This is a genomic window from Paracoccus thiocyanatus (assembly GCF_900156255.1).
GTDB classification, from domain to species: domain Bacteria; phylum Pseudomonadota; class Alphaproteobacteria; order Rhodobacterales; family Rhodobacteraceae; genus Paracoccus; species Paracoccus thiocyanatus.
Map to the genome: position 1 here is coordinate 13,964 of NZ_FTMK01000018.1, position 25,117 is coordinate 39,080.

Here is a 25,117-nt window from a genome sequence, read left to right on the forward strand (position 1 = left end):
CCTATGCGTGTTCCACGCCCAGATAGGCGCTGATGACCTCGGGATTGCTGCGCACCTCGTCGGGGGTGCCGTCGCCGATCTTGCGGCCGTAATCCATCACCACCACCCGGTCCGACAGATCCATGACCACGCCCATGTCATGTTCGATCAGCGCGATGGTGGTGCCGAATTCGTCGTTCACGTCCAGGATGAAGCGGCACATGTCCTCTTTCTCCTCGACGTTCATGCCGGCCATGGGTTCGTCGAGCAGCAGGATCCTGGGTTCGGCTGCCAGCGCGCGGGCCAGTTCGACGCGCTTTTTCAACCCGTAAGGCAGCCGGCCCACCGGGGTCTTGCGGATGTTCTGGATTTCCAGGAAGTCGATGATCTTTTCCACCTGCTCGCGGTTCTCGATCTCTTCGCGCTCGGCGCCTCCCCACCACAGCGCCTGGCTCCAGATCCGCGCCTTCATCAGGTTCAGCCGCCCGGTCATGATGTTGTCCAGGACCGACATGCCGTCGAACAGCGCGATGTTCTGGAAGGTGCGGGCGATGCCCAGCCGCGCCACCTCATAGGGTTTCATCGGGCCGCGGCGATAGCCCTTGAACCAGATCTCGCCCTCTTGCGGGACGTAGAAGCCCGAGATCACGTTCAGCATCGAGGACTTGCCGGCGCCGTTCGGGCCGATGATGGCGCGGATCTCGCCCTCGCGGATGTCGAAGCTGATATCCTTGATCGCCGTCACGCCGCCGAAGCGCAGGGTGATGTTGCGAAGGTCCATCAGGACGGGGCCGGCTTGGCGGCCGTCGGGGGTGATTGTCGCCTGTGTCATTCCGCGGCCACCTTTTGCATGGTCTGCGACTGGAAGGTCCGGGCGTCCTGGATCGTCAGCGTGGCGCGGATCTCGCCCTTGCGGCCGTCCTCATAGGTCACTTCGGTGCGGGTGCTGACCGCATCGCGGCCGTCATAAAGCGCCTCGATCAGGTCGGCATATTTCTCGGCGATGATGTTGCGGCGCACCTTGCGGGTGCGGGTCATCTCGCCATCGTCGGGATCCAGTTCCTTGTGCAGCACCAGGAAGCGGCTGATCTGGCAGCCCGACAGCATCGGGTCGGCGGCCACGGATTCGTTCACCGCCTCGACATGCTGCTTGATCGTGGCATAGACCTGCGGATGGCCGGCCAGTTCCTGGTAGCTGGCATAGGCGATATTGTTGCGCTCGGCCCAGTTGCCGACCGCGGTCAGGTCGATGTTGATGAAGGCGGTGCACATGTCGCGGCCGGCGCCGAAGACCACCGCCTCCAGGATGTTGGGATAGAATTTCAGCCTGTTCTCGACATATTTCGGCGCGAACATCCGGCCATCGGCCATGCGGCCCACATCCTTTGCGCGGTCGATGATGCGCAGATGGCCGGTTTCCTGTTCAAAGAAACCGGCATCCCCGGTCGCCACCCAGCCTTCGGCGTCCTTGGTCGATGCCGTGCTGTCGGGATTGTTGAAATATTCCACGAAAGTGCCGGGCGAGCGATAGAAGACCTCGCCATTCTCGGCGATCCGCAGCTCGACCCCCGGAGAGGGCACGCCCACCGTGTCCGAGCGCACCTGCCCGTCCGGCTGCTGGGTGATGAAGACGCTGGCCTCGGTCTGGCCGTAAAGCTGTTTCAGGTTGATGCCCAGCGACCGGTAGAAATCAAAGATTTCGGGGCCGATCGCCTCGCCCGCCGTGTAGCCGACGCGGATGCGGGAATAGCCCAAGGTATTTTTCAGCGGGCCATAGACCAGCAGGCTGCCCAGGCCGTAGCGCAGCCGGTCCAGCATATTCACCGGCTGGCCGTCCAGCAGCGCCGGGCCGATGCGGCGGGCCAGGTCCATGTAATGCCGAAACAGCCAGCGCTTGACGCGGCCGGCATCCTCCATGCGGATCATCACCGAGGTCAGCTGCCCTTCGAACACGCGGGGCGGGGCGAAGAAATAGGTCGGACCGATTTCGCGCAGGTCGGTCATCATCGTATGCGCGCCTTCGGGGCAGTTCACGGTGAATCCGGCCCAATAGGCCTGCCCGATCGAAAAGATGAAGTCCCCGACCCAGGCCATCGGCAGATAGGCCAGGACCTCTTCCGCGGCGGTCAGGTGATCGAAGCCGGCGGTGTTCTTTCCCGTTTCGATGATGTTGCGATTGGACAGCACCACGCCCTTGGGCTTGCCGGTGGTGCCCGAGGTATACAGCATGACGCAGGTGTCGTCATAGCCCAGCGCCGCGATGCGCGCGTCCAGCTCATCGCCCAGCCGCTGCTCGGCGGCGCGGCCCTCGGCCTGAAGATGGGCCAGCGCGTTCATGCGGGAATGGTCGTATTTCCGCATCCCGCGCTTGTCGGTGTAAACAAGGTGCTGCACCGAAGGGGCGCGGTCGCCCACCTCCAGCACCTTGTCCACCTGTTCCTGGTCGCCGCAGACGACGAATCGCGCGCCGCAATGGCCCAGCACATAGGCCATCTCGTCGGCCACCGCGTCCTGATACAGCGGCACCGGCACCGCGCCGCACATCTGCGCCGCGACCATGGACCAGTAATGCGCCGGGCGGTTGCGGCCGATGATGGCGACATGGTCGCCGCGGTTCAGTCCCAGCACCAGAAAGCCCAGCGCCAGAGCGCGGATCTCGTCCGCGGCCTCGGCCCAGGTCCAGCTTTGCCAGATGCCGAATTCCTTTTCGCGATAGGCGGGCCGATTGCCGAAGCGTTCGGCATTGCGCGCCAGCAACGCCGGAATCGACTGCAAGCCGGCCTGTGCCGCCTGAGCGTTCTGCATGGTTCCTCCCCTTGCCGTCCGGGCTCCTCTTCCCTCTGGCAATCGCAGCTTACTGCGGCAATCCTTGCGTCAGTTTTTCCCGAATCCTACGAATTGTTACAAGGACTGCGCAATGCCAGGGACGGACATGGCCAACGACCGCCACGCCGAGCTGACCCGCTCGGGGCTGAACCTGATCCAGCAGGCGATTTCGATCTTCGACGCCAAGCTGCGGCTGGCGGTCTGCAATCGCCCCTATCAGGCGATGTTCGGCCTGCCCGATGAACTGACCCGCACCGGCGCCACATTCCAGGATACGATCCGCTACCTGGTGCATCGCGGCGAATACGGCCCCCAGGACGACCCCGAGGCCGCGATTCGCGAACGCGTCGACCAGGCCCGCACCTTCCAGCCGCATTACATGGAACGAAAGCGCGCCGACGGCCGCTGGATCTCGGTCGAGGGGGCGCCCCTGTCGCAGGGCGGCTGGATCGCGGTCTATACCGACATCACCCAGATCAAGCGGCAGGAAGAACTGCTGCGCGCCCGGTCCGAAGAACTGTCGGAACTGGTGCTGAACCATGCCGAGCGGCTGTCGGCCGCCAACCGCGCCCTGGCCGCCACCAACGCCGCGCTAGAGGAAGCCAAGCGCATTCTGACCGAATCCGAGGCGCGAACCCGCCACGTGACTGCCATGGTGCCGGCCCATATCGCGCATATGGATCGCGATTATCGCTATACCTTTTCGAACAACCAGATCTCGATGGTGTTTCCGGGCGCCCGCGCCTCGGTCATCGGCTGCCGCTGCGAAGCCGTGCTGGGGGCCGAGACATTTGGCCGCATCCGGCCGCATCTGGACCGCGCCATCGCCGGCCAGCCGCAGGTGTTCGAGATCACGCACCCGCCCTCGGGGCGGCGCATCCGCATCGCGCTGACCCCGGACCAGAACGGGCGCGGGGTCTATATCCTGTCCACCGACGTCACCGCCGAGGTGCAGGCGCGCGAGGCGCTGACCCATGCCGCCAAGCGCGCGGTGGCGGCGCAGATGACATCCGGGCTGGCGCATGATTTCGGCAACCTGCTGACCATCATCCTGGGGCTTCAGGGCCGGCTGGCCCGCGCCGGCCTGCCCCCCGAACAGGCCGAGGACGTGCAGGCCACGCTGGCCGCCGCCCGGCGCGGCGTGCGGCTGCTCGACGGTATCTCGGCGCTGACCGGGGGGCGCGAACACCAGCCGCAGCCGGTCGAATTGCGCGCCATGCTGGACGACCTGGCGGCGATGACCCGGCCGACGCTGGGCGCGGGCGTCACGCTGGACACCCGCATCGGCGATCTGCCGGCGCGGGTGATGCTGGACCCCGGCGCGCTTCAGGATGCGCTTTTGAACCTGATCCTGAACGCCCGCGACGCCATGCTGGGCCGCGGCCGCATCAGCGTCACCGTGCGCCCCGCCGGGCGCTGGCTGGAAATCGCGGTCGCCGATACCGGACCCGGCTTTTCCGACGAGGCGCTGGCACGCGCGACCGAGCCGTTTTTCACCACCAAGGGCAGCCAGGGCACCGGGCTTGGCCTGTCGATGGTCTATGACCAGATCAAGCTGTCCGGCGGCACGCTGCGGCTTGGCAATGCCAAGGGGGGCGGGGCGCAAGTCACCATCCGCCTGCCGCTGCGCGCCGCGCGCCCCCATCTGGTGCTGCTGGCCGAAGACGACGACGCCATCCGCGCCCATATCCGCGCGATGCTGACCGCCCAGGGCCATCTGGTGATCGAGGCCGGCTCGCTGGCCGAGGCGCGGGGGCTGACCGATCTGGCCGGCCTGACCATGATCCTGTCGGACTTGCAACTGGGCGACGGATCAGGCGCCGAATTGCGGGGCCGCGGCCTGCCCGTGGTGCTGATGACGGCGCTGCCGCCGGGCGATCCGCGCAGATCGGGGCTTGACTGCCCGGTCCTGACCAAGCCCTTTGGCGACACCGAACTGGCCGTGGCCATGGCAGAGACAGATGACTGACGCCCCCCTGATCGCCATTCTCGACGACGAACCCGAAATCCGCCGCCTGCTGTCCGCGGCGCTGGAAGAGGCGGGCTTTCGCACCCAGGGCTTCGCCCGCGCCACCGAGTTCGAGGCGGCGCTGCGCCGCATCCAGCCCGATGCCTGCCTGATCGACCTGGGCCTGCCCGACCGCGACGGGCTGGCGCTGGTCCACCGGCTGGCCAGCGAAAGCGGCGCGGCGATCATCATCATCTCGGGCCGGGCGCAGGTGCAGGACCGCGTGACCGGGCTGGAACTTGGCGCCGACGACTACATCATCAAGCCCTTCGAGCCGGCCGAGGTGGTGGCCCGCATCCGCGCCCGGCTGCGCAAGCCCCAGCGCGATGCCGGCCCCGGCCGCCAGCAGGTCCGCTTTGCCGGCTGGTCGGCGGATTTCGACCGCTACTCCCTGACCTCGCCCGAAGGCGCCGAGACCCCGATCAGCCATGCCGAGGCCGAGGTCCTGCGGCTGTTCCTGGACAATCCGCGCCGGCTGATTTCCCGCGCGCAGATGCTGGAGACGCTGGGCGGCACGGCGGGCGAAAGCTTCGACCGGGCGATGGACGTGCGCATCTCGCGCCTGCGCACCAAGCTGGGCGAGGACCCCCGGAACCCGCGCCTGATCAAGACGATCTACGGCGCGGGCTATATCTTCCTGGCCGAACTGGGCTAGATTGCCCCATCGCTGCCGGAGAACGCCATGCCCACCGTCTATGTCCTGAACGGCCCGAACCTGAACCTGCTGGGCCAGCGCCAGCCCGAGATCTATGGCAGCACCACCCTGGCCGACGTGGAACGCGACTGCCGGGCGCTGGCGGCCGAACTGGGGCTGGAGATCGCCTTTCACCAGTCGAACCACGAGGGCGCGATCATCGACCTGATCCACGAGGCGCGGCGATCGGCCCAGGCCGTCGTCATCAACCCGGCCGCCTTTACCCATACCTCGGTGGCGATCCTGGACGCGCTGAACACCTTTGACGGGCCGGTGATCGAGGTGCACATCTCGAACGTCCACAAGCGCGAGAGCTTCCGTCACCATTCCTATGTCAGCCTGCGCGCCGAGGGGGTGATCGCCGGTTTCGGGGTCAACGGCTACCTGCTGGCGCTGCGCCATGTGGCGAAACTGGTGGGATAGGGTGGGGCGGTGGTTTGAGCCCGAAGCGGACGGTCATGATGAGTGTCGGACGAGCGTTAGAGTAGGACGAGGAAGACTTCTTTTTTTGCGGTGGCAAACATCTCGTTGAACTTCTTTTCAAACATTGCAGCAAGTTCGTCGTCGGTAGTTTTAGGCGAAAAAAAAGGTTTGAAATTCTGGTAGACCGGCAATAACGGATTTGGGTTTTTGGCCTCTATGTTGGCGAGGGCTTCGGTCGCAAGCTTCCCTTGTAACTTGATCATTTCCCTAACTGGGGCACGGAAAGCTTCGCTCTCCATGTCGCTTTGGCTCAGCGGTGGGGTATTAGGGATTTTAGGAATTACGAGGGGGAGAAGGTTTTGAGACATGGTCGCTTGATACATGACCATAATGGCGGTGTGGGGGTGCGCCGGGTCCTTGACACACTTCTGCATGTAAGCTGCATACACTAGGGCATAGGCTGCTTTGACAGCATCAGCATCGGCGTGGATCGCCGCAGGCATTGGGGAGCGTGCTCCGTGCGATTGAAGCAGGCCCAGAATTTCCGTTGCTAGGTCATGGGTGATGTCAAGAAGAGGCCTTGCCTTACTTCTTACAGCTTCCAGCTTTTGAAGCTTGTCGGGTGCTATCATGTGGGCATCTAACCGCTTTTTCGGCGAGCGTAGAGCTTCGATACCTTGCCCTGAAAAGATGCAGTTTGCCTGACTGAGGACTGCAAAGAAGATGGTCGTTATGAGGGGGATGTAGGCAAGTTCATCCCAGTAAAGACTTTCTGCGAACATAAATGCAAGGCCACCGCCTAATACGATGATCCCCACAAGATACTTTCTTTGTATCGTCGTTCCATTTGTCAACCATTGCAGACCGTAGTGTAGCCACACTGGGGACGCCACGGTGAGCAACGCAAATATTCGCATAAACAAACCGCCATCGAGGACTTGCTGATAAAGGTGTTCGGATATGGGTATAGAGATCAGAACCCATATGGCAGATAGCGCCATAGACGCCTTCTTGTGGTCTATTTTCAAAAATCACCTCCTCGAAGTTTCGTTTATTTTTTGAGAGTCCGCTCCGTCTCGCAAAGCGGACTAGCCTCCCCCTCAAATCACCCCGCGCCGCGCCAGTTCCCGGCCCAGCGCCTCGGCGCCGGTAAAGTGAATCCCGTCCATGCCCAGCGCGCGGGCGCCCTCGACATTGGCCAGGACGTCGTCGATGAAGATGCAATCCTGGGGCCGCAGCCCGTTGCGGTCCATCAGCCGGCGATAGATCGCGGGCTCGGGCTTCAGCGCGCCGACCTGGCCCGAAACCAGGATGTCGGCGAACAGCCCGCCCAGCCGGGGATGCACGTCAAGCGCATGGGGCCAGGTTTCGGCCGCCCAGTTGGTCAGCGCATATAGCGGCACCCCGCGGGCCAGCAGCGCCTCGGCCAAGGCCCAGGTGCCGGGGACGGTCTTTTCGATGGTGACGGGAAAGGCCGCCAGATAGCCGGCCAGGTGCCGCGCCTCGTCGCCATGTTCGGCGCGGGCGGCGGCCAGCCCCTCGGCAAAGCTGCGCCCGCCGTCCTGCATCCGGTTCCAGCCGGGAAAGTCGATGCGGGCCAACCAGGCCTCGGCCTTGGCCCGGCTGGTGAACACATCCGCAAAGGCCAGCGCCGGATCCCAGTCGATCAGCACCCCGCCCAGGTCGAAGATCACGCTTTTCATCGCACCCTTCCGTTTTCGCCGGCCCCAGATCGGCCGGAACCGCGGGCGCTGTAAAGCCCGAAATGCCGCAGCCTGCACCCGGCCCTTGCCAAGTCCACCGCCAGGGCCTAGGGTTCCGCGAAAGACTCATACACTTGGGGAGCCCCGCAACGGGGCTGAGAGGTGCCAGGCACCGACCCATCGAACCTGATCCGGGTCATGCCGGCGTAGGGAAGGGTAGAGTGAAGCGGCCCCGAATGCCTTGGCCGCCCGCAATCCCCCCGCGCCACCATGCCCGGCCGAAAGAAAGGCGGGCCATGTCGGGATTGCAGCCCCATCCCATCGCACTGACCATTGCCGGCTCGGACAGCGGCGGCGGCGCCGGCATCCAGGCCGATTTGAAAGCGTTCTCGGCGCTGGGCGTCTATGGCGCCTCGGTCATCACCGCGATCACCGCGCAGAACACCCGCACCGTCGCCGCGGTCGAGGCGGTCAGCCCGGCCATGGTCGCGGCCCAGCTCGACGCGGTCTTCGGCGACCTGGACGTGCGCGCGGTCAAGATCGGCATGGTCGGCGGCGTGGATGCGATCACGGTGGTCGCCGACCGGCTGGCCGCGCTGTTGGCCGACAACCCGGTCCCGGTGGTGCTGGACCCGGTGATGGTGGCGAAATCCGGCGGCGCGCTGTTGCCCGACGATGCCGTCGCAGCCCTGCGCGAAAGGCTGATCCCGCTGGCGACCGTGCTGACCCCGAACTTGCCCGAGGCCGCGCGGCTGCTGGGCCGCGACCCCGCCGCGACCCCCGAAAAGATGCAGGCGCAGGGCCAGGCGCTGCGCGCGCTCGGCGCCGCCCATGTGCTGATGAAGGGCGGCCATGGCGCGGGCGACGATTGCACCGACCTGCTGATCGGGCCCGAGCCGCTGGTCCTGACCGCCCCGCGCCAGCACACCCGCAACACCCATGGCACCGGCTGCTCGCTGTCCTCGGCCATCGCGGCGGGGCTGGCGCAGGGCATGACGGTGCCCCATGCCGTGACCCGCGCGCATGGCTGGCTGCAAGCCGCCATCGCCCGCGCCGACGAATTGTCGGTCGGGCTGGGCCATGGCCCGGTCCATCACTTCCACGAATATTGGAGCCAGGCATGAGCCAGATCACCATCCTGGGCGCCGGGGTCATGGGGCTTTGCATCGCCACCGAACTGGCGGCCCGCGGCGTGCTGCCGCGCATCATCGACCCGGCCGGCAAGCCCGGATCGCAGGCGTGCAGTTGGCGCGCCGGCGGCATGCTGGCGCCTTATTGCGAGGCCGAAAGCGCCGAGCCGGCGGTGCTGCGCCTGGGCCTGGATGCTGCCGACTGGTGGCAGGCGAACGGGGCCGAGGTCATCCGCCGCGGCACGCTGGTGCTAGCGCCCTCGCGCGACCGGGCGGAACTGGACCGCTTCGCCCGCCTGACCCAGGCGCATCAGCCGGTGAACGGCGACGAAATCGCGGCGCTGGAGCCGGAACTCTCTGGCCGCTTCCCGCGCGGGCTGCATTTCGCGACCGAGGCGCATCTGAACCCCCGCGCCGCCCTGCTGGCGCTGCGCGACCGGCTGGGGGAACGCGGCATCCAGATCGAAACCGAGGGGACGCCCACCGGCCTGGTGGTGGATGCGCGCGGCCTGGCGGCCAAGGACGAACTGGCCGACCTGCGCGGGGTGCGCGGCGAAATGCTGGTGATCCGCTGCCCGGAAGTGACGCTGACCCGCACCATCCGCCTGCTGCATCCGCGCATCCCGCTTTATGTCGTGCCGCGCGGCGATGGCGTCTACATGATCGGCGCCACCATGCTGGAGACGGGCGGCAAGTATCGCGTCACCGCCCGTTCGGCGGTCGAGATGCTGTCGGCCGCCTATGCGCTGCATCCCGGCTTTGCCGAGGCCGAGATCCTTGAGCTTGGCTCGGACGCGCGGCCCGCCTTTCCCGACAACCTGCCCCGCCTGCGTCGGCGCGGCGGCACGCTTTACGCAAACGGCCTTTACCGCCACGGCTATCTTCTGGCCCCCGCCGTGGCCCGCATGGCCGCCGATTACCTTGTCGAGGGCCGGAAACCGGAGTTCATGGATGAAGATCACCCTTAACGGAGAAATGCGCGACCTGACCGGCCCGACCGTGCAGGACGCGCTGGTCCAGGCCGGGCTGGGCGCGGCCAAGGTGGCGACGGCGCTGAACGGCGCCTTCCTGCCGGCCGCGGCGCGGGCGGAAACCACGCTCAAGGATGGCGACGCGCTGGAAGTCGTGGCGCCGATGCAGGGGGGCTAGGATGCCGGTCTTTTACGGAACCGCGGTCGAAAGCCCGCTGATGCTGGGGACGGCGCAATACCCCTCGCCCGCGATCATGGCGCAGGCGTTCCGCGCCTCGCGCGCCGGCATCGCCACCGTCAGCCTGCGCCGCGAAGGCGGCGCCGGGCAGGATTTCCATAACCTCATCAAGGACCTGGGCGTCCCGGTCCTGCCCAATACCGCCGGCTGCCATTCGGTGCGCGAGGCGGTGACGACCGCGCAGATGGCGCGCGAGCTGTTCGAGACGCCCTGGATCAAGCTGGAGGTGATCCGCGACGACGACACGCTGTGCCCCGACGTGATCGCCCTGGTCGAGGCGGCGCGGCTGCTGTCCGACGACGGCTTCCAGGTCTTTCCCTATTGCACCGAAGACCTGTCGGTCTGCGGCCGGCTCTTGGACGCGGGCTGCCAGGTGTTGATGCCGTGGGGCGCGCCCATCGGCTCGGGCCGGGGGCTGAACAACCCTTACGGCTTGCGCAGCCTGCGGGCGCATTTCCCCGACGTGCCGCTGGTCGTGGATGCCGGCATCGGCCTGCCCAGCCACGCGGCCCAGGCGATGGAGCTGGGCTATGACGCCGTGCTGCTGAACACCGCCGTCGCCAAGGCCGGCGACCCGGTGGCCATGGCCCGCGCCATGGCCCTGGCGATCGAGGCGGGGCAGTTGGCGCGTCGTGCCGGCGCGATCGAGCCGCGCGACATGGCCGCGCCTTCGACACCGCTGTTCGGCATGGCGGTGCTGGGATGAAGGGAAACGGAATGAGATTGCCGCGCTTTTACCCGATCTTCGACAGCAGCGACTGGCTGCGCCGCGCCCTGCCCCTGGGGGTGAAGCTGGTGCAGATCCGCATCAAGGACCAGCCGCCCGCCCCGCTGATGGGCGAATTGGCGCTGTGCCAGGAACTGTGCCGCGACCATGGCGCTACGCTGGTCGTCAACGACCATTGGCGCGAGGCCATCGACCTGGGCTGCGACTTCCTGCACCTGGGGCAAGAGGACCTGGACACGGCCGACATCGCCGCGATCCGCAAGGCCGGGCTGCGGCTGGGCATCTCGACCCATGACCATGCCGAACTGGACCGGGCGCTGGCGCTTGGGCCCGATTACGTGGCGCTGGGGCCGGTCTGGCCGACGATCCTGAAAAAGATGAAATGGGAACGACAGGGGCTGGACCGGGTCCGCGAATGGCGCCGGCTGGTCGGCGCGACGCCCTTAGTCGCCATCGGCGGCGTGACCCCGGACCGCGCGCTGGAAGCATTCGCCGCCGGGGCCGACGTGGCCGCGGCCGTGACCGACATCACCCTGAACCCCGACCCCGAAGGCCGCATCCGCGAATGGCTGCGGGTGACGACATGAACCGCTATGCTCGCCAGATGGTCCTGCCGGAAATCGGCACCCAGGGCCAGGACCGCATCGGTGCCGCCCATGCGCTGGTCGTGGGCGCGGGCGCGCTTGGCGTGCCGGTGCTGCAATACCTGGCCGGCAGCGGCATCGGCCGCATCACCCTGATCGACCCCGACACGGTCGAGGAAACCAACCTGCACCGCCAGCCGCTTTATCGCATGACCGACCTGGGCCAGCCCAAGGTGCAGGCGGCGGCGCAGGCCCTGGCCGCGCTGAACCCCGCCGTCCGGGTCGAGACGCTGGCGGACCGCCTGACGCCCCGGAACGCCCCGGCCCTGGTCGCGGCGGCGGATGTGGTGCTGGACTGCGCCGACAGTTATGCCGCCAGCTACACCCTGTCGGATGCCTGCCTGGCCGTGGGCAAGCCGCTGATCTCGGCCTCGGCGCTGGGGCTTTCGGGCTATGTCGGGGGCTTTTGCGGGGGCGCCCCCAGCCTGCGCGCAATGTTCCCCGACCCGCCCGACAGCGGCCAGACCTGCGCCACCGCCGGCGTGCTGGGCCCGGTGGTGGGCATGCTCGGCTGCATCCAGGCGCAGATGGCGCTGCGGCTGATCCTGGGCCTGGCCCCATCGCCCCTGGGCGAATTCACCCGCTTCGACCATGGCCGCTTCACCCAGTTCCGCTTCGACGCCGCGCCCGAAGCCAATGGCCCCCGCTTTGTCGCCGCCCAGGACATCCGCCCCGCCGACCTGGTCATCGACCTGCGCCCGCAGGACGAAGCACCGCTGAAAGCCACCCCCGACGCGCTGCGCCTGCCCGATTACGGCGCGACCGGCCCCCTGCCCCCGCCCGGCGGCCGCGTGGTGCTGGCCTGCCGCTCCGGCCTGCGCTCATGGCGCGCCGCCGACGCCCTTGCCCAGCGCTGGGACGGCGAAATCACCCTGCTTGCCCTAGGAGATAACGATTGATGAAACATGTTGCCCTGGCCGCCGCCCTTGCCGTCCTGGCCCAGCCCGCGCTGGCTCAGGACAAGGTCACGCTGATCCTGGACTGGTTCGTGAACCCCGACCACGGCCCGATCATCGTCGCCCAGGAAAAAGGCTTCTTCGCCGACGAAGGCCTGGAGGTCGAGGTCGTCGCCCCCGCCGACCCCGCCGACCCGCCCAAGCTGGTCGCCGCCGGCCGGGCCGATTACGCCATCAGCTACCAGCCGCAACTGCACCTGCAAGTGCATGAAGGACTGCCGCTGAAACGCATCGGCACCCTGGTCGCAACGCCCCTGAACTGCCTGATGGTCAAGGCCGACGGCCCGGTGCAGGACATCGCCGACCTCAAGGGCAGGAAGATCGGCTACTCCGTCTCGGGCGTGGAAGAGGCGCTGGTCGGCCGGATCCTCGACACCGCCGGCCTGACCATGGACGATGTCGAGATGGTGAACGTGAACTGGTCGCTTGCGCCGGCGCTGATCGCCGGCCAGGTCGATGCCACCATCGGCGCCTATCGCAATTTCGAACTGACCCAGATGCGGCTGGAAGGCGCCGAGGGCCGCTGTTTCTTCGTCGAGGAACAGGGCGTGCCGACCTATGACGAGCTGATCTTCGTCGCCAACCCGGCCAACCTGGACACGGACCAGGCCCGCCGCCTGCTCAGCGCGGTCGAACGCGGCGCGCAATACATGGTCAACCACCCCGACGAGGCTTGGAAGCTGTTCTCGGCCACCGCGCCCGACCTGCGCGACGAACTGAACGCCCAGGCGTGGAAGGACACGCTGCCGCGCTTTTCGCAATCGCCGGCGGCGCTAGACCAGGGCCGCTATGCGCGGTTCGAAACCTTCCTGCACCAAGCCGGGCTGGTGGACGCCGTGCTGCCGGTCTCGGACCTGGCGCTGGACGTGGGGGCGGCGCAATGAACCGCTACGGAGACGCTTTCGCAGCCCTGCGCGCCGAGGCCCAGCCGGATTGGGACGCCTATACCCGCCACCCTTTCGTCGAAGGGCTGCGCGACGGCACGCTGCCGCATTCCGGCTTCCTGGCCTATCTGGTCCAGGACTACCTGTTCCTCAAGAACTTCTCGCGCGCCTGGGCGCTGGCGGTGGTCAAGGCCGGCGACCCTGACGAAATGCGCGCCTGTTCCGCCACGGTCCACACGCTTCTGGACCATGAAATGGGCCTGCATGTCCAGACCTGCGCCCGCGCCGGCATGGATGCCAAGGCGCTGGCCGATACGCCAGAGGCAGTCACCAATATCGCCTATACCCGCTACGTGCTCGAAGCCGGCTATTCCGGCGATTTCCTGGACCTGCTGGCGGCCTTGATGCCCTGCGTGATCGGCTATGGCGAAATCGGCCTGCGCCTCCAGGCCGAGGCGGCGCCCGACACCCCCTATCGCGAATGGATCGACACCTATGCCGGGGCGGAGTACCAGGCGGCCTGCGCCTCGGCCGGCGCGCTTCTGGACAGCGCCATCCGCAAGCGGCTGGGCGATGCACCGCGGGAAAGCCCGCGCTGGCCGGCGCTATCGCATCGTTTCGCCACCGCCACCCGGCTGGAGGCTGCGTTTTGGGACCTGGGCCGGCCATGACGGCGGCCGCCCGCGTCCGCGGCCGCGCCTGGGTCGGCGAAACGCCGCTTTTCGCGCCGGTCGACCTGGCGCTGACGCCCGGCGGCTGGACCTGCCTGCTCGGACCCTCGGGGGTGGGGAAATCGACCCTGCTGCGCCTGATCGCCGGGCTGGAAACCGGCGCGCGCTTCCAGGGCAAGGTGACACGCGATCGCCCGGTCGCCCTGATGGCGCAGGATCCCGGCCTGATCCCCTGGCTCGACGTGACCGGCAACGTCACCTTGGGCGCGCGGCTGCGGGGCACCTTGCGGGCTTCTTTCGTGCCCAAATATCCTGGGGGACGTGCGTCCGGCCCCGACCAGGGGCCGGACGCGCGGGGGGCAAAGCCCCCGGCCACCGCCGCAGCCCGCGCCGCCCATCTGATCCAGGCCGTGGGCCTGGCCGACCGCGCCCATCACCTGCCCGCCAACCTGTCCGGCGGCCAGCGCCAGCGCGTGGCCCTGGCCCGCACCCTGTTCGAGGATCGGCCGCTGGTGCTGCTGGACGAACCCTTTTCCGCGCTCGACGCGCGCACGCGGGCGCAGATGCAGGAACTGGCGGCGCGCCTGCTCGATACCCGCACGGTGCTTTTGGTCACGCATGATCCGGCCGAGGCCGCGCGGCTGGGCGACCGCATCCTGCTTTTGCGCGAGACCGGGCTGACCGAATGGCCCGCGCCCTCGCCGCGTCCCCAGGGCGGCGCCCGGCCCTATGACGCGCCCGAGGTCCTGGCGCTGCAAACCGAACTGATGCGGGGAATGATGGCATGAAAACCGCCATGCTGCTGGTCGTCACCGTGCTGATGCTGTGGCAGGGCATTATCTGGCTGGGCGACATGCCGCCCTTTCTGCTGCCCTCGCCGGCCGCGGTGCTTGATGCGCTGTGGATCAACCGCGCCGAAATCGCCCGCCATGCCGGCTTCACCCTGGCCGAGGTGGCGCTGGGCTTCACCCTGGGCGCGACCCTGGGCGCGGCGCTGGCGGTGGCGATGGGGTTTTCGCAAAAGCTGACCGGAGTGCTGCGGCCGATCCTGACCTTCAGCCAGACCATCCCGGTCTTTGCCCTGGCGCCGATCCTGACGCTGTGGCTGGGCTTCGGCATGGCGCCCAAGATCGCCATGACGGTGCTGATCGTGTTCTTCCCGGTGGCCAGCGCCTTTCTGGACGGGCTGATGCGCACGCCGCAGGCGGCGCTGGACCTGGCGCAGGTGATGGGCGCCGGCCGCGTCCGCATCATGCGCCACCTGCGCATCCCGGCGGCGCTGCCCGGACTGGCGACCGGGTTGCGGCTGGCGGCGGTCTATGCCCCGATCGGGGCGGTGATCGGCGAATGGGTCGGCGGCGCCCGCGGCCTGGGCGCGCTGATGATCCATGCCAACGGAAGGATGAAGACCGACCTGGTCTTTGCCGCCCTGCTGGTGCTGTCGGTGTTGACGGTGATTTTCGCCAAGGCCGTCGCCATCGCGCTGCACCGGCTGCTCGGCCGCTATGGCGTCTAGACCAGGCGCGCGGCGCGGGCCAGGTCCTCGGGCGTGTTCAGGTTCAGGAATGGGTCCAGCGGCCGGCTGTCAAAGACCGCCCGTCCCGGATCATGCGCGGCCGCGAACTGGCCGACCCGGTGCAGCCCGGATTCCAGCGCCTCGCGCAGTTCCGGGGCCAGCGCCACCGGCCACAGCGCGCAGGTCGGGTGGTCGCGCAGCCGCCCGCCGTCACCGGAACTGGCGGCGATGGCCATGCCGGAACGACCGCGCGCCTCGAACAGCCGATGCACCAGGTCCTGGGGCAGGAACGGCGTGTCGACGCTGACGCTGACGACGCTGTCCGCCCCCTGATCCGCGGCCCATTCCATGCCGGCCAGCACCCCGGCCAGCGGCCCGGCAAAGCCCGCGATGCCGTCCGCGATCACCGGCAGCCCGTATTCCGCAAAGGCCCCCGGATCGCCATTGGCATTGATCGCCAGCCGCCCGCATTGCGGCGCCAGCCGGGCGATCACCCGCGCCAGCAAGGTTTCGCCCGCCAGCATCCGCAGCGCCTTGTTGCCGCCGCCCATGCGGCGCGACAGCCCCCCGGCCAGGATGACGGCGGGGGCCGCGCTCATTCCAGGCCCGCCGCGATGGCGCGGGCCAGGGCAAAGACCCGCTGCTCCAGGATCACCGGCGTCTCGCAGACATAGGTCAGCGCCTGCTGGCGGTCCTGAAAGATGCGCATATCCCAGTCCAACTGTTCCTCTTGGGCATCGACGGCGTCGAAATCCGGCGCTTCGGCCTGTTGCAGCTGTTCCATCTTCTGGCGATGGGCGTCGATCCTTTGTGCCAGATCGACCTGCTTGTGACCATAGCGCGCGATACCGGCGATCAGCGCGGCGCGATGCGGCTCGACCCGGTCGAAGATCGCCACCATCAGCGCGGTCAATTGCCGGTCGTCGGCGGTCTTGGCAAATTCCGCGATCTCGGCTTCGGCTTCTTCCAGCGGCAGGCGGCGCTGCTCCAGCCGGTCGGCCAGGGCGGCGATCTTGGGCGTGCGGGCAAGTTCCCCCACCGCCTCGTCGGGTTCAGGCCCGCTCCACATCTGGCCCAGCGACAGATGCGGCTGCTTGCGCTGCACGCAGGGCCAGTCGGGATCGGTGCCGCTTTCCGCCTGCGCCGCCCCCGCGACCCCCGTCGCGGCGACGCATAGCGCCAGAACCAGGTATCTCATGCTCCCCCCTTTCGTCGGGCCCACAGCCCCTTGGCCGGGTCATACATGATGACCGCCCCTGCAAAGAACAGGATCAGGCAGCCCGACACCACCAAGAAGGACAGCAGATCGAAGCGCCCGTAAAGGGCAAAGCGGATCAACTCAACCGCATGGGTGAAGGGATTGGCCGCGCAGATGTCATGCAGCAGCGGCGAACTTTCGTTCATCCGCCATAGCGGGTAAAGCGCGCTGGAGGCAAAGAACATCGGGAAGATGACAAAGTTCATCACCCCGGCGAAGTTCTCAAGCTGGCGGATGGCGGATGACAGGAACAGCCCCAGCGCCCCCAGCATCAGCCCCGACAAAAACAGCGCCGGCAGCACCGCCAGATAGCCGATGGCGGGCGGCTGCACGTCCCAGAACCAGGCGATGGCCAGGAAGGCATAGACCTGGATGATCGACACGATCACCCCGGCGACCAGCTTGGCCCCCAGCAGGAACCAGCGCGGAAACGGGCTGACCAGCAGGGTGCGCATCGCCCCCGTCTCGCGGTCATGGACCATGGAAAGCGAACTTTGCATGCCGTTGAATAGCTGGATCATCGCGCAAAGGCCGGGGGTCACATAGACCTCGTAAAGCACATAGGTCTGGTAGGGCGGCGTGATCGACAGGCCCAGCACGGCGCGAAACCCGGCGGCAAAGATGAACAGCCAGACCAGCGGCCGCACCAGCGCCGCCAGGAACCGGCCGCGCTGGTTGACGAAGCGCAGGGTCTCGCGCCGGGCGATGCCCAGGAATGCGGTCAGCCACATGCGCGGGGTCAGGCGATGGCTCATGCCGCCTCTCCGGTCAGGCGCAGGAAGGCGGCGGTCAGGTCGTCGCCGCCGATGGCGCCGGCATTGCCGCGGGCCAGCACCTGGCCCTTGTGCAGGATGACCAGCCCGTCCTCGGGGCCGATCTCGTCCAGGATATGCGTGGCCCACAGCGCCGAGACCCCGCCCCGCGTCAATTCGCGGGTCAGCGCCACCACCTCGGCGCGGGATTTCACGTCCAGGCCCACCGTGGGCTCGTCCAGCAGCAGGATTTCGGGGCGGTGGATCAGGGCGCGGGCAATCTCGGCCCGCCGGCTCTGGCCGCCCGACAGCGCCGAGACCCTGGCATGCAGCCGGTCCGACAGCTCGACCTGGGCCAGCACCTCAAGGCTGCGCGCCCGCGCCTCGCGCCGGGGAATGCCGTGCAGCGCGGCGTGATATTCCAGGTTCTGTGCCACGGTCAGGTCGGCATCCAGCGCGCGGGACTGAAACACCACCCCCAGCCGCGCCAGCGCCGCGCCGGGCTGGCGGTGCAGGTCGTGGCCCGCCACCTCGATCCGGCCCGAGCGGTTGGCGTAAAGCCGGGTGATCAGCGAAAACAGCGTGGTCTTGCCGGCGCCGTTCACGCCAAGAAGCGCGGTGAACCCGCCGCGCGGCACGGTCAGCGACACGTCCTTCAGCGCCTGAAAGCGGCCAAAGCTGTGGCTGACATTCTGGATGGAAAGCGCGTCCTGCGGCATCTGGCAAAGGGCGGGGCATGTGCGCGCGCCCCGCCCGTCTTCCTTATTGGATGTTGAACACCGCCTGCTGCGTTTCGCCCTGGCTGCCGGGGATCGACAGCGTATAGCGGCCCGGCACGACGGCGATAAAGCTGATCGTGGCGGTGCCGGCATCGTCGAATTCAAGCGAATGCACGCCCATCGGCCGGATCTCGATATCGTTGATGACGATTTCGTTGATCCAGACGGCGCGGAAGAAATCGCCGCCCGACAGTGCCAGCTCCTGGCTGCCGTCGGCATTGATGTCGATGCGGTAGAAGCCGCCGGATTTCAGCTTGTATTCCGCGCCCGCCACCGGCTTGCCCGAGGCGAGTGTCAGCGGCGCAAGCTGGGTCCGGTTGTCGCGCGCCATGATGCCCGAAAAGCCGAAATCGAACATCGAGCCGGCCTCGTGCACGCCTTCTTCGGCGGTCGCCGCGCCATCTTCATCGTCGTCGTCATCCTCTTCGGTGGCGGCGGGGGCGGCGCCCTCGGCCGCGGCGCCGGCCTGGGGTTCCGCGGCGGGCGCGGCGTCCTGGGCCGTCGCGGGCGCGGCCAGTCCGGCCATGATGAACAGGATGGTCAGCAAACGGGTCATGGTTCTTTTCTCCCTCTGGGTGTGTCAGTTGGGCGCGACGACCACGCCCCAGGGCTGCTGGCCCACGGGCAAGGATTTGACGACCTTCAGCGCCGCCACGTCGATCACCGAGACATCGTTGGAATTGCCGTTGGTGGTGAACAGGTATTTTTCGTCCGGGGTAAAGGCCATCTGCCAGACGCGCTGGCCGACCAGCAGGTAATCCTGGACCTCGTCCGTTTCGCCGTCGATCACGGCGACGCGGTTGGCGGGACCCAAGGCGACAAAGACCTTGCTGCCGTCGCCGGTCACGCGCACGCCGACCGGCTGGATCGCCTCGGGCAGGACGCCGGGGATTTCAAAGCTGATCTTCTTGACGATCTGCTGGGTTTCGGGGTCGATCACGCTGACCGTGCCGCCGATTTCCGAACTGACGTAAAGCTTGGTCCCGGCATCGTTGAACTGGGCAAAGCGCGGGCGCGAATCCACCAGAACGTTGGCAAAGATCTCGAAGCTTTCGCTGTCGATGAAATGCGCCATGTTGGTGGTTTCCGAGGTGTTGATGACCACCTTGCCGTCGGGGCTGACGCCCATGCCTTCGGGCTCGACGCCGACCGGGATTTCGGCCAGCACCTTGTGGGTCTGGGTATCGACCACGGTCACGAGGTTGTCGTCCTCGTTCGCGATGTAAAGCGGGTTGCCCGAAGGGTGCAGCACGAACAGTTCCGGGTCGGGGCCGGAAGGCAGGGTATGCGTCTCCTCCATCGTCTCGGGGTTGAAGACCCGCACCAGGTCGTCATCCGAGGCGCAGACGTAAAGTTCCTTGCCGTCGGGGCTGATGGTGATGCCGCGCGGGCGGGCGCCGACCGGATAGGTGCCGATCACCTCCAGCGTGTCGCTGTCCAGCACGGTGACGTCATTGCCCTTTTCGTTGCTGACAAAGACCCGGTTGGCCGCGCCAGGCAGGGCGAAACCAAGGCACAGCGCCGAGGTCAGGATGGCGGTTGAAACTTTCATCTTCGGCCTCAGAATTTGCATTCGGTTTCGGGACGGTCGAAGCCAAGCGTGTCCAGCGCCGAGCTTTGGTGCAGATACTGGTCCTGCGGGCTGACCGAGGCGGTGACGGAACCCGTGGCCAACAGGATCGGCTGGCGCAACTGGTGGTCCCAGTCGCGCAGGGTCAGCTTTTGGCCCTTGAAGCCCGCGACCTCGAAATTCTCGGACAGCATGAAGTCCTTCAGCGCGGCGGGATCGGTGCTTTGCGTGCGCGTCGCCGCCTCGCCGATCATGCGCAATGCGACCCAGGTCTGGTAATCCTCTTCGCGGATCGGGCGGCCGGCAAGCTTTTCGAAACGGTTCTGGAACTGCGTCGCGCCCCAGGCTTCCAGCGAAGGCGCCCAGGACCGCGGCACCAGCCCGGCCGAGCCGGCGACCGGGCGCGGATCCCAGGTCGCATAGGGCAGCCAGTCGGCAAAGACGCCGTTCTCATCCGCCGCGATCACCACGTCATGATCGGCGGCGCGCTGGGTAAAGACCGGCATCTGCTGCTGGACCTGCACATGGCCGCTGTCGCTGCGCCGGCTGCCGCCGGTATCCTCATAGGTCCGTTCCTCGACGATCTTCGCGCCGAACTTGGCGGCGGCGCGGCGATAGGCATCGGCCAGCGCCACGTCTTCGGGGTGACTGCCGGCGATCAGGAACCAGTCGGGCCATTGCTTCCACATCAGGAACTGCGCCAGCGCATCGGCCAGCATGGCATGGCTGGGCGCGGCATGGATCACGTTGAAGCGGCAATCCTTGCCGCGCAGCCCGTCGCCGCGCGCCCGCGCGTTCAGCACCAGCGCCCGGTCGCCGGCCTGGTCGGCCAGCGCCAGCGTCTGCGCGTCATCGGCCAGGGTGACGATAAAGGGGATGCCCTGGGCCAGCAGCTTGTCCATCTCGGCCGCCGCCGTCTCGGGCGTGGCGGTGATCTCCAGCGCCTCGAAATCCTGGCCCATGAAGCGGCCGGTGGTGTCGTTGTCCTCGATGGCGAGCCGCGCACCGGCAAAGCCCAGATCCTGGGGCGCGGCATCCAGCCGCGAGATCGGCGGCAGATGCGGCACGTCCACCCGCAGCACCGCCGCGCGCACGGCTTGCGTTTCTGCGGCATTTTGTCCCAAGGCCGGGGCAGCCATGGACAATCCAGCCAAAAGTATGATGATTCTGCGTTTCACGGCCGTCCTCCCGCCTGCATCATGACGGGCGGATCGACTTGCGCCAACCCGGCAAATCCCCCTGATTTCACCGGGGAAAATCACCTGATACCTAAGTCTTAGGGACTTTCGTCCTATGGACGGGCTGGCCGGCCGCGCGCATTGTCCGGCCATGGCATTTTCGCGGCTCATCCTGATCGCCTGCGTTGCCGCCCTGACCGGATCGGGCGCCGGGGCGGACCCGCAAGATCACGGACCGCCGCCGCCCGGCACCGCCGCCTGGTTTGGCCTGCATCTGATCGACACCTCGACCGAAGGCGCGATCAACGGCGCGCGCGAGGACGAGGCCCGCCGCATCCAGACCGCCGAAGACGTGATCGCCCAGGATTTGCAGGCCCGCGGCTTTACCCTGATGGCGCCGCCTGCCGAACAGGTGGCGCAGATCAAGAATCCGACCAAATCCAATGGCAGTGACAGCCGCATCGCGCGGCAGATGGGCGCGCATTACGCCATCTCGGGCGAGGTGCAGAAGGTCTCGAACCTGATCCTGACGCTGAACCTTTACCTGCGCGACGCGGAAAGCGGCGAAACGCTGCGTGCCGGCGTGGTCGATATTCGCGGCAATACCGACGAAAGCTTTCGCCGCGGTTATCTTTATCTTTTGAAAAACATCATCTTTCGGGAGGAATGACGGATGATTCGACTGCTGGCCCTGACGCTGGGGACGGCCATGGCGCTGGCTCCGGCGGCGCAGGCGCATGGACCCGCGCGGCTGAAGCTGGAAATGCAGCAAAGGCTGGACGCCACGCCCGACGAGGTCTGGGCCGTGATCGGCCGGTTCGACGACATGAGCTGGCATCCCGCCATCACCAGCCTGGAGCTGACCGGCGACGGCACCGCCGACCAGCCCGAAAAATCCACCCGCGTGCTGCATCTGAAATCCGACGCCGGCGATCCGACCATCACCGAGGTCCTGTCGAAATGGCAGCCTGAAAAACGCTGCTATGCCTATCGCATCCAGGCGGTCGAGGTGACGGTTCTGCCAGTCACGAACTACGCATCGACCCTGTGCGTCAAGGACGAGGGCGGCAAGGCCCTGGTGCATTGGAAGGGCGGCTTCTATCGCGGCTATCCCAACAACGACCCGCCGGCCGAACTGAACGACGATGCGGCGAACCAGGCCGTCGGCGGGGTTTACCAGGCCGGGCTTGACGCGCTGGCCGAAAGGTTCGGCGCGGCGGAATGATCCGCATCTTGGCCGCGCTGCTGGTCTGCGCCGCGGCGGCGCAGGCGGATGACCTGGGCTTCGTCACCTCGCAGATCGCCGGCAGGGTTTCGATCGTCGATCTGGAAAGCGGCGCTGTGCTGGCGGAAACGCCGGTCGGCGGTGCGCCCGCCCCGGTCGCCTATGATGCCCGGCACGGCCGGGCCTTTGTCATCTCGGCCGAGACGGGCCGGCTGAGCGTGCTGGACGAAACCGGCCGGGTGATCCGCAGCAAGCCGCTGCCCGAGGGCACATTCGGCATCGCCCTGGCGCCGGATGGCGGGCTGTTCGTCGCCGACTGGTACAACGACCGGCTGACGCGGCTGGATGCGGGGCTGGACCCGGTCTGGCAGGTGCCCACCGGCCGCGCCCCGGCGGGCGTGGCCAGCAACGGCGTGCTGGTCGCCACGGCGGATCGCGACGACGACCAAGTTTCGATCCGCGACGCCCGGACCGGGGCGCTAAGGGCGCGGGTCGCGGTCGGCAAGCATCCCTATGCCCTGGCCTTTCACGACGAGCGGCTGTGGACCACCGATGTGATGGGCGACACGGTCAGCGTGATCGCGCCGGGCACCGGCCGGCTGCTGGGCCAGGTTCCGACCGGCAGCCATCCCTATGGCATCGCCTTTGCCGGCGGGCGCGGCTTCGTCACCGACCAATATGCCGGCACGGTGACGGTCTTCGACCCGCAAAGTCTGGACGTCCTGGACCGGATCGAGACGGGCGACTATCCCGAAGGCGTAGCGGCCCTGCCCGACGGTTCGGGCGTGGTGGTGGCGCATTGGGATTCCAACAGCCTGGTCTGGATCGACGCCGCCACGCTGCAAGTGACGCGCGAGATCGACCTGCCCGACGGTCCGCGGGCCTTTGGCCAGTTCACGGGCCGGCAAGAGTGACGGGTTCCAGCGCGCCGCCCTGTTCCTGCCACCCCTCGACCCCGTCGGGGAACCAGTTCACGCCGCGATAGCCCAGCGCCACCGCGCGTTTGGCGGCGTTCCAGCCCATCCAGCAGCCGCGCTTGCAAAAGATCACCAGCGGCGCCGCCTTGTCGCCGCCGGTCAGCCGGGCCAGCCCCTGGACCAGCCGCGCCTCTTCGGCGGGGGAAAGCCGGTCATAGCCGGTGCCGTAAAGCCAGGTCGCGCCGGGGATGGTCAGGTGCGGCGGCTCGTTCCACAGCGTGCCCTGGGGCAGGCCCGCCGGGCGGGCGGTGCGCGGCAGCACGTCGATAAAGGGCACGCCCTGCCGATGCAGCCCCACCGCCTGGGCGGTGTCGATGACTTGCGCGCCGGCCAGGCTGCCGGGGGTTTCGGCGCGATAGGGCTCGCCCCGGAACCCCTGCGGTTCGGGCACCTGGGCTTGGGCGGCGACGCCAGCCAGCAAGGCTGCCAGCGCCGCCCAGCGTGTCATTCCTTCAGCGCCTTGCCGTAATCATCCAGCAGCGGCACACCGGCATCGCGCAGGATGGCGTCGATCTCGTCCTGGTGGCGGCGGATCAGGCTGTTCAGCTGTCGCTTCCATTCCTGCTCGCCCAGCCGCACCCCCATGGTGATGCGATAGAACATCCGCGGCCCCGAGGTTTCCCCCAGCAGCGGCGTGAACTGCAATTCGGGATCCTGCTTGACCAGCGGGCCGGCCAGAGGGCCCCAGATCACCGCGGCCGCCAGTTCCCCCGACTTGACCTGTGCCAGCATGTCGCCCACCGGGTCCTCGGTCCGGCGATCCACGAACAGATCCCAGCCGCGCATGTTCTTGGCCAGGCCGGCCCGCGCCAGGTTGGTCGCGGGCGGCGTGCCCGCCACCACGCCGATGGGATGATCCCTAAGCGCCGGATCCTCCAGCACCTGGACCGCGGCCAGCGGGCTGTCCTTGCGCGTCACGATGCCATAGGCCGAGGTATAGTAATGGTTGGTGTTCTGCACCATCTCGTCGCCCTGGGCATAGCCGATGACGACGTCGCACAGCCCGGCGCGCAGGGTCTTGCGGATAAAGCCCGGACCCTGCGGAAACCAGGTATAGGCGACGGGCACGCCCAGCTTTTCGGCGAAAAGCTGGGCGATGCGGTTTTCGAAGCCCTGGCCGTCCTCGGACGACATCGGCACGGCGGCGGGATCGGCGCAGACCCGAAACTCGGTCTTGGAGCGCAGGTCGGCGACTTGCGCCGCGGCCGGCAGCGCGCCGGCCAGCAGCGCGGCCAGGATGAGGGCGCGCCTCATCCGCTCATGCAGGAATCTTCCTGCGCGGCAAATTCGTCGGACTTGCTTTCCTTTTTCGCCGGACGGCCGCGCGGCAGGTCGCCCACGCCCCGCGCCACCAGATAGGCATAGATGTCGTCGATATAGCACCAGACGTTGCGGTTGGTGCCAAAGGCCGGCATGACCAGGTTGGCGGTCGTGTTGACCTCTTGCTTGCCCGAGGCGGCGATTTCCAGGAAATCGTAATAGCCCATATTGAGCACCGAGGTCTTCAGCGCCGGGGCATAGGTCGAGCCTTCGCCGTCCGGGCCGTGGCAGACATGGCATTCCGCCGAATAGCGGCGATAGCCCGAGAATGTCGCCCAATCCACCGTGCCGTCATCGGATATCTTGAAGGTCGGGATGTCCTCGGCCGTATACCAGCGACCGTTTTCCATATGGTCCGCGGCGATCTCCTGGCCATTGGGCAGCGTGGCGGATGCCTGCGCCGGGGCCGGGGCCTCGGCGGCGGGCTGCTCGGCGGCGTCGCCCGAAACGGCGGCGGCGGCCCCTGCCCCGGCCTGTGCGGGGGCCGCCCCGGTGGTCTGCGCAAGGGCCGTTCCCGTAGTCTGCGCAAGGGCCGTCCCGGCCATGGCGCAAGCCGCATACGCGACACAGATCGCCATCAGGCTGGCGGTCGTCTTGCTTGTCATGAATATCCTCCCTGGCTGTCACCCGAAGATGAAGGCCGCCCCAAGCTACACCTGGAACGGCCAGTTTCGAGTCACAGTTTGAA

Annotated in this window: 30 protein-coding genes and 1 riboswitch; of the genes, 16 read left to right on the top strand and 14 right to left on the bottom strand. The window is 67.4% G+C overall.

Annotated features, from left to right (window positions below):
- Position 1 precedes the first annotated feature (1 nt).
- Together F3H32_RS12870 and F3H32_RS12875 are read right to left on the bottom strand one after the other, a co-directional pair.
- Positions 2-811, bottom strand: coding sequence for an ABC transporter ATP-binding protein (locus F3H32_RS12870; protein WP_149766207.1), 810 nt, complete (start codon positions 809-811; stop codon positions 2-4).
- Positions 808-2,784: an AMP-binding protein gene (locus F3H32_RS12875; RefSeq protein ID WP_115754424.1), complete on the bottom strand. Its 1,977-nt coding sequence runs from the start codon at positions 2,782-2,784 to the stop codon at positions 808-810. Before F3H32_RS12875 ends, F3H32_RS12870 begins: the two co-directional genes overlap by 4 nt.
- Positions 2,785-2,896: 112 nt before the next feature.
- On the opposite strand from F3H32_RS12875, the gene F3H32_RS12880 reads away from it, so the two are divergent.
- Genes F3H32_RS12880 through aroQ form a run of 3 tightly spaced genes read left to right on the top strand, consistent with a single transcriptional unit; the run spans position 2,897 to position 5,930 of the window.
- A complete protein-coding gene (locus F3H32_RS12880; RefSeq protein WP_149766208.1) occupies positions 2,897-4,774 on the top strand; it encodes a PAS-domain containing protein in 1,878 nt (625 codons plus the stop codon).
- On the top strand, positions 4,767-5,468 hold the full coding sequence (locus tag F3H32_RS12885; protein ID WP_149766209.1) for a response regulator transcription factor: 702 nt from the start codon (positions 4,767-4,769) through the stop codon (positions 5,466-5,468). Before F3H32_RS12880 ends, F3H32_RS12885 begins: the two co-directional genes overlap by 8 nt.
- 27 nt (positions 5,469-5,495) lie before the next feature.
- Positions 5,496-5,930, top strand: a complete 435-nt coding sequence (gene aroQ, locus F3H32_RS12890; protein WP_149766210.1) for a type II 3-dehydroquinate dehydratase — start codon at positions 5,496-5,498, stop codon at positions 5,928-5,930.
- 56 nt (positions 5,931-5,986) lie between these two features.
- Here aroQ and F3H32_RS12895 read toward each other — a convergent pair whose 3' ends face one another.
- Both F3H32_RS12895 and F3H32_RS12900 read right to left on the bottom strand, forming a co-directional pair.
- Entirely contained in the window at positions 5,987-6,958 is a 972-nt protein-coding gene (locus F3H32_RS12895) for a hypothetical protein (protein WP_149766211.1), read from the bottom strand.
- 72 nt (positions 6,959-7,030) lie between these two features.
- Positions 7,031-7,633 carry an HAD family hydrolase gene (locus F3H32_RS12900; protein ID WP_149766212.1) on the bottom strand — a complete coding sequence of 201 codons (603 nt, stop codon included), beginning with the start codon at positions 7,631-7,633 and terminating at the stop codon, positions 7,031-7,033.
- A gap of 125 nt (positions 7,634-7,758) precedes the next feature.
- Positions 7,759-7,863, top strand: a riboswitch (TPP riboswitch).
- Positions 7,864-7,929: 66 nt separating this feature from the next.
- On the opposite strand from F3H32_RS12900, the gene thiD reads away from it, so the two are divergent.
- Genes thiD through F3H32_RS12950 form a run of 10 tightly spaced genes read left to right on the top strand, consistent with a single transcriptional unit; the run spans position 7,930 to position 15,370 of the window.
- Positions 7,930-8,757, top strand: coding sequence for a bifunctional hydroxymethylpyrimidine kinase/phosphomethylpyrimidine kinase (gene thiD, locus F3H32_RS12905; protein WP_149766213.1), 828 nt, complete (start codon positions 7,930-7,932; stop codon positions 8,755-8,757).
- Positions 8,754-9,731, top strand: a complete 978-nt coding sequence (locus tag F3H32_RS12910; RefSeq protein ID WP_149766214.1) for an FAD-dependent oxidoreductase — start codon at positions 8,754-8,756, stop codon at positions 9,729-9,731. Before thiD ends, F3H32_RS12910 begins: the two co-directional genes overlap by 4 nt.
- Positions 9,715-9,912: a sulfur carrier protein ThiS gene (gene thiS, locus F3H32_RS12915; protein WP_149766215.1), complete on the top strand. Its 198-nt coding sequence runs from the start codon at positions 9,715-9,717 to the stop codon at positions 9,910-9,912. Before F3H32_RS12910 ends, thiS begins: the two co-directional genes overlap by 17 nt.
- 1 nt (position 9,913) lies before the next feature.
- Positions 9,914-10,678 (top strand): thiazole synthase, encoded by a 765-nt coding sequence (locus F3H32_RS12920; protein ID WP_149766216.1) that lies wholly within the window; start codon positions 9,914-9,916, stop codon positions 10,676-10,678.
- A gap of 11 nt (positions 10,679-10,689) precedes the next feature.
- A complete protein-coding gene (locus tag F3H32_RS12925) occupies positions 10,690-11,286 on the top strand; it encodes a thiamine phosphate synthase (protein WP_149766217.1) in 597 nt (198 codons plus the stop codon).
- Entirely contained in the window at positions 11,265-12,242 is a 978-nt protein-coding gene (locus F3H32_RS12930) for a HesA/MoeB/ThiF family protein (RefSeq protein ID WP_149766218.1), read from the top strand. The genes F3H32_RS12925 and F3H32_RS12930 overlap by 22 nt, the downstream gene beginning before the upstream one ends.
- A complete protein-coding gene (locus F3H32_RS12935; RefSeq protein ID WP_149766219.1) occupies positions 12,242-13,183 on the top strand; it encodes an ABC transporter substrate-binding protein in 942 nt (313 codons plus the stop codon). Before F3H32_RS12930 ends, F3H32_RS12935 begins: the two co-directional genes overlap by 1 nt.
- Positions 13,180-13,854, top strand: a complete 675-nt coding sequence (locus F3H32_RS12940; protein WP_149766220.1) for a TenA family protein — start codon at positions 13,180-13,182, stop codon at positions 13,852-13,854. Before F3H32_RS12935 ends, F3H32_RS12940 begins: the two co-directional genes overlap by 4 nt.
- Entirely contained in the window at positions 13,851-14,642 is a 792-nt protein-coding gene (locus F3H32_RS12945) for an ABC transporter ATP-binding protein (RefSeq protein WP_149766221.1), read from the top strand. Before F3H32_RS12940 ends, F3H32_RS12945 begins: the two co-directional genes overlap by 4 nt.
- On the top strand, positions 14,639-15,370 hold the full coding sequence (locus tag F3H32_RS12950) for an ABC transporter permease (protein WP_149766222.1): 732 nt from the start codon (positions 14,639-14,641) through the stop codon (positions 15,368-15,370). Before F3H32_RS12945 ends, F3H32_RS12950 begins: the two co-directional genes overlap by 4 nt.
- Here F3H32_RS12950 and mobA read toward each other — a convergent pair.
- From mobA to F3H32_RS12985, 7 genes are all read right to left on the bottom strand, one after another.
- Positions 15,367-15,969: a molybdenum cofactor guanylyltransferase MobA gene (gene mobA, locus F3H32_RS12955; RefSeq protein WP_149766223.1), complete on the bottom strand. Its 603-nt coding sequence runs from the start codon at positions 15,967-15,969 to the stop codon at positions 15,367-15,369. The genes F3H32_RS12950 and mobA overlap by 4 nt on opposite strands.
- A complete protein-coding gene (locus F3H32_RS12960) occupies positions 15,966-16,568 on the bottom strand; it encodes a hypothetical protein (protein WP_149766224.1) in 603 nt (200 codons plus the stop codon). Before F3H32_RS12960 ends, mobA begins: the two co-directional genes overlap by 4 nt.
- Positions 16,565-17,383 (bottom strand): ABC transporter permease, encoded by an 819-nt coding sequence (locus tag F3H32_RS12965; RefSeq protein ID WP_149766225.1) that lies wholly within the window; start codon positions 17,381-17,383, stop codon positions 16,565-16,567. The genes F3H32_RS12960 and F3H32_RS12965 overlap by 4 nt, the downstream gene beginning before the upstream one ends.
- Entirely contained in the window at positions 17,380-18,099 is a 720-nt protein-coding gene (locus F3H32_RS12970) for an ABC transporter ATP-binding protein (protein WP_149766226.1), read from the bottom strand. The genes F3H32_RS12965 and F3H32_RS12970 overlap by 4 nt, the downstream gene beginning before the upstream one ends.
- A 43-nt stretch (positions 18,100-18,142) precedes the next feature.
- Positions 18,143-18,517 (bottom strand): cupredoxin domain-containing protein, encoded by a 375-nt coding sequence (locus F3H32_RS12975; RefSeq protein ID WP_394349621.1) that lies wholly within the window; start codon positions 18,515-18,517, stop codon positions 18,143-18,145.
- Between the two features lie 222 nt (positions 18,518-18,739).
- A complete protein-coding gene (locus F3H32_RS12980; RefSeq protein WP_149766228.1) occupies positions 18,740-19,711 on the bottom strand; it encodes a YVTN family beta-propeller repeat protein in 972 nt (323 codons plus the stop codon).
- Between the two features lie 8 nt (positions 19,712-19,719).
- Positions 19,720-20,868: an ABC transporter substrate-binding protein gene (locus F3H32_RS12985; protein WP_223191444.1), complete on the bottom strand. Its 1,149-nt coding sequence runs from the start codon at positions 20,866-20,868 to the stop codon at positions 19,720-19,722.
- A 190-nt stretch (positions 20,869-21,058) separates the two neighbouring features.
- Between F3H32_RS12985 and F3H32_RS12990 the strand changes: the two genes are divergently transcribed.
- From F3H32_RS12990 to F3H32_RS13000, 3 genes are read left to right on the top strand one after another with little or no spacing between them, the layout of a single operon-like run.
- A complete protein-coding gene (locus F3H32_RS12990) occupies positions 21,059-21,577 on the top strand; it encodes a DUF3280 domain-containing protein (protein ID WP_223191445.1) in 519 nt (172 codons plus the stop codon).
- A gap of 3 nt (positions 21,578-21,580) precedes the next feature.
- Positions 21,581-22,132, top strand: a complete 552-nt coding sequence (locus F3H32_RS12995) for an SRPBCC family protein (RefSeq protein ID WP_149766231.1) — start codon at positions 21,581-21,583, stop codon at positions 22,130-22,132.
- Positions 22,129-23,046: a YncE family protein gene (locus tag F3H32_RS13000; protein ID WP_149766232.1), complete on the top strand. Its 918-nt coding sequence runs from the start codon at positions 22,129-22,131 to the stop codon at positions 23,044-23,046. The genes F3H32_RS12995 and F3H32_RS13000 overlap by 4 nt, the downstream gene beginning before the upstream one ends.
- Here the strand turns inward: F3H32_RS13000 and F3H32_RS13005 are convergent.
- The 3 genes from F3H32_RS13005 to F3H32_RS17930 are packed head-to-tail and all read right to left on the bottom strand — an operon-like array spanning position 23,027 to position 25,034.
- A complete protein-coding gene (locus F3H32_RS13005; RefSeq protein WP_149766233.1) occupies positions 23,027-23,557 on the bottom strand; it encodes a PQQ-dependent catabolism-associated CXXCW motif protein in 531 nt (176 codons plus the stop codon). The two genes, F3H32_RS13000 and F3H32_RS13005, sit on opposite strands and share 20 nt — an antisense overlap.
- Positions 23,554-24,363, bottom strand: coding sequence for a substrate-binding domain-containing protein (locus tag F3H32_RS13010; protein WP_149766234.1), 810 nt, complete (start codon positions 24,361-24,363; stop codon positions 23,554-23,556). Before F3H32_RS13010 ends, F3H32_RS13005 begins: the two co-directional genes overlap by 4 nt.
- Positions 24,360-25,034 (bottom strand): c-type cytochrome, methanol metabolism-related, encoded by a 675-nt coding sequence (locus tag F3H32_RS17930; protein WP_149766235.1) that lies wholly within the window; start codon positions 25,032-25,034, stop codon positions 24,360-24,362. Before F3H32_RS17930 ends, F3H32_RS13010 begins: the two co-directional genes overlap by 4 nt.
- Positions 25,035-25,117: the final 83 nt, after the last annotated feature.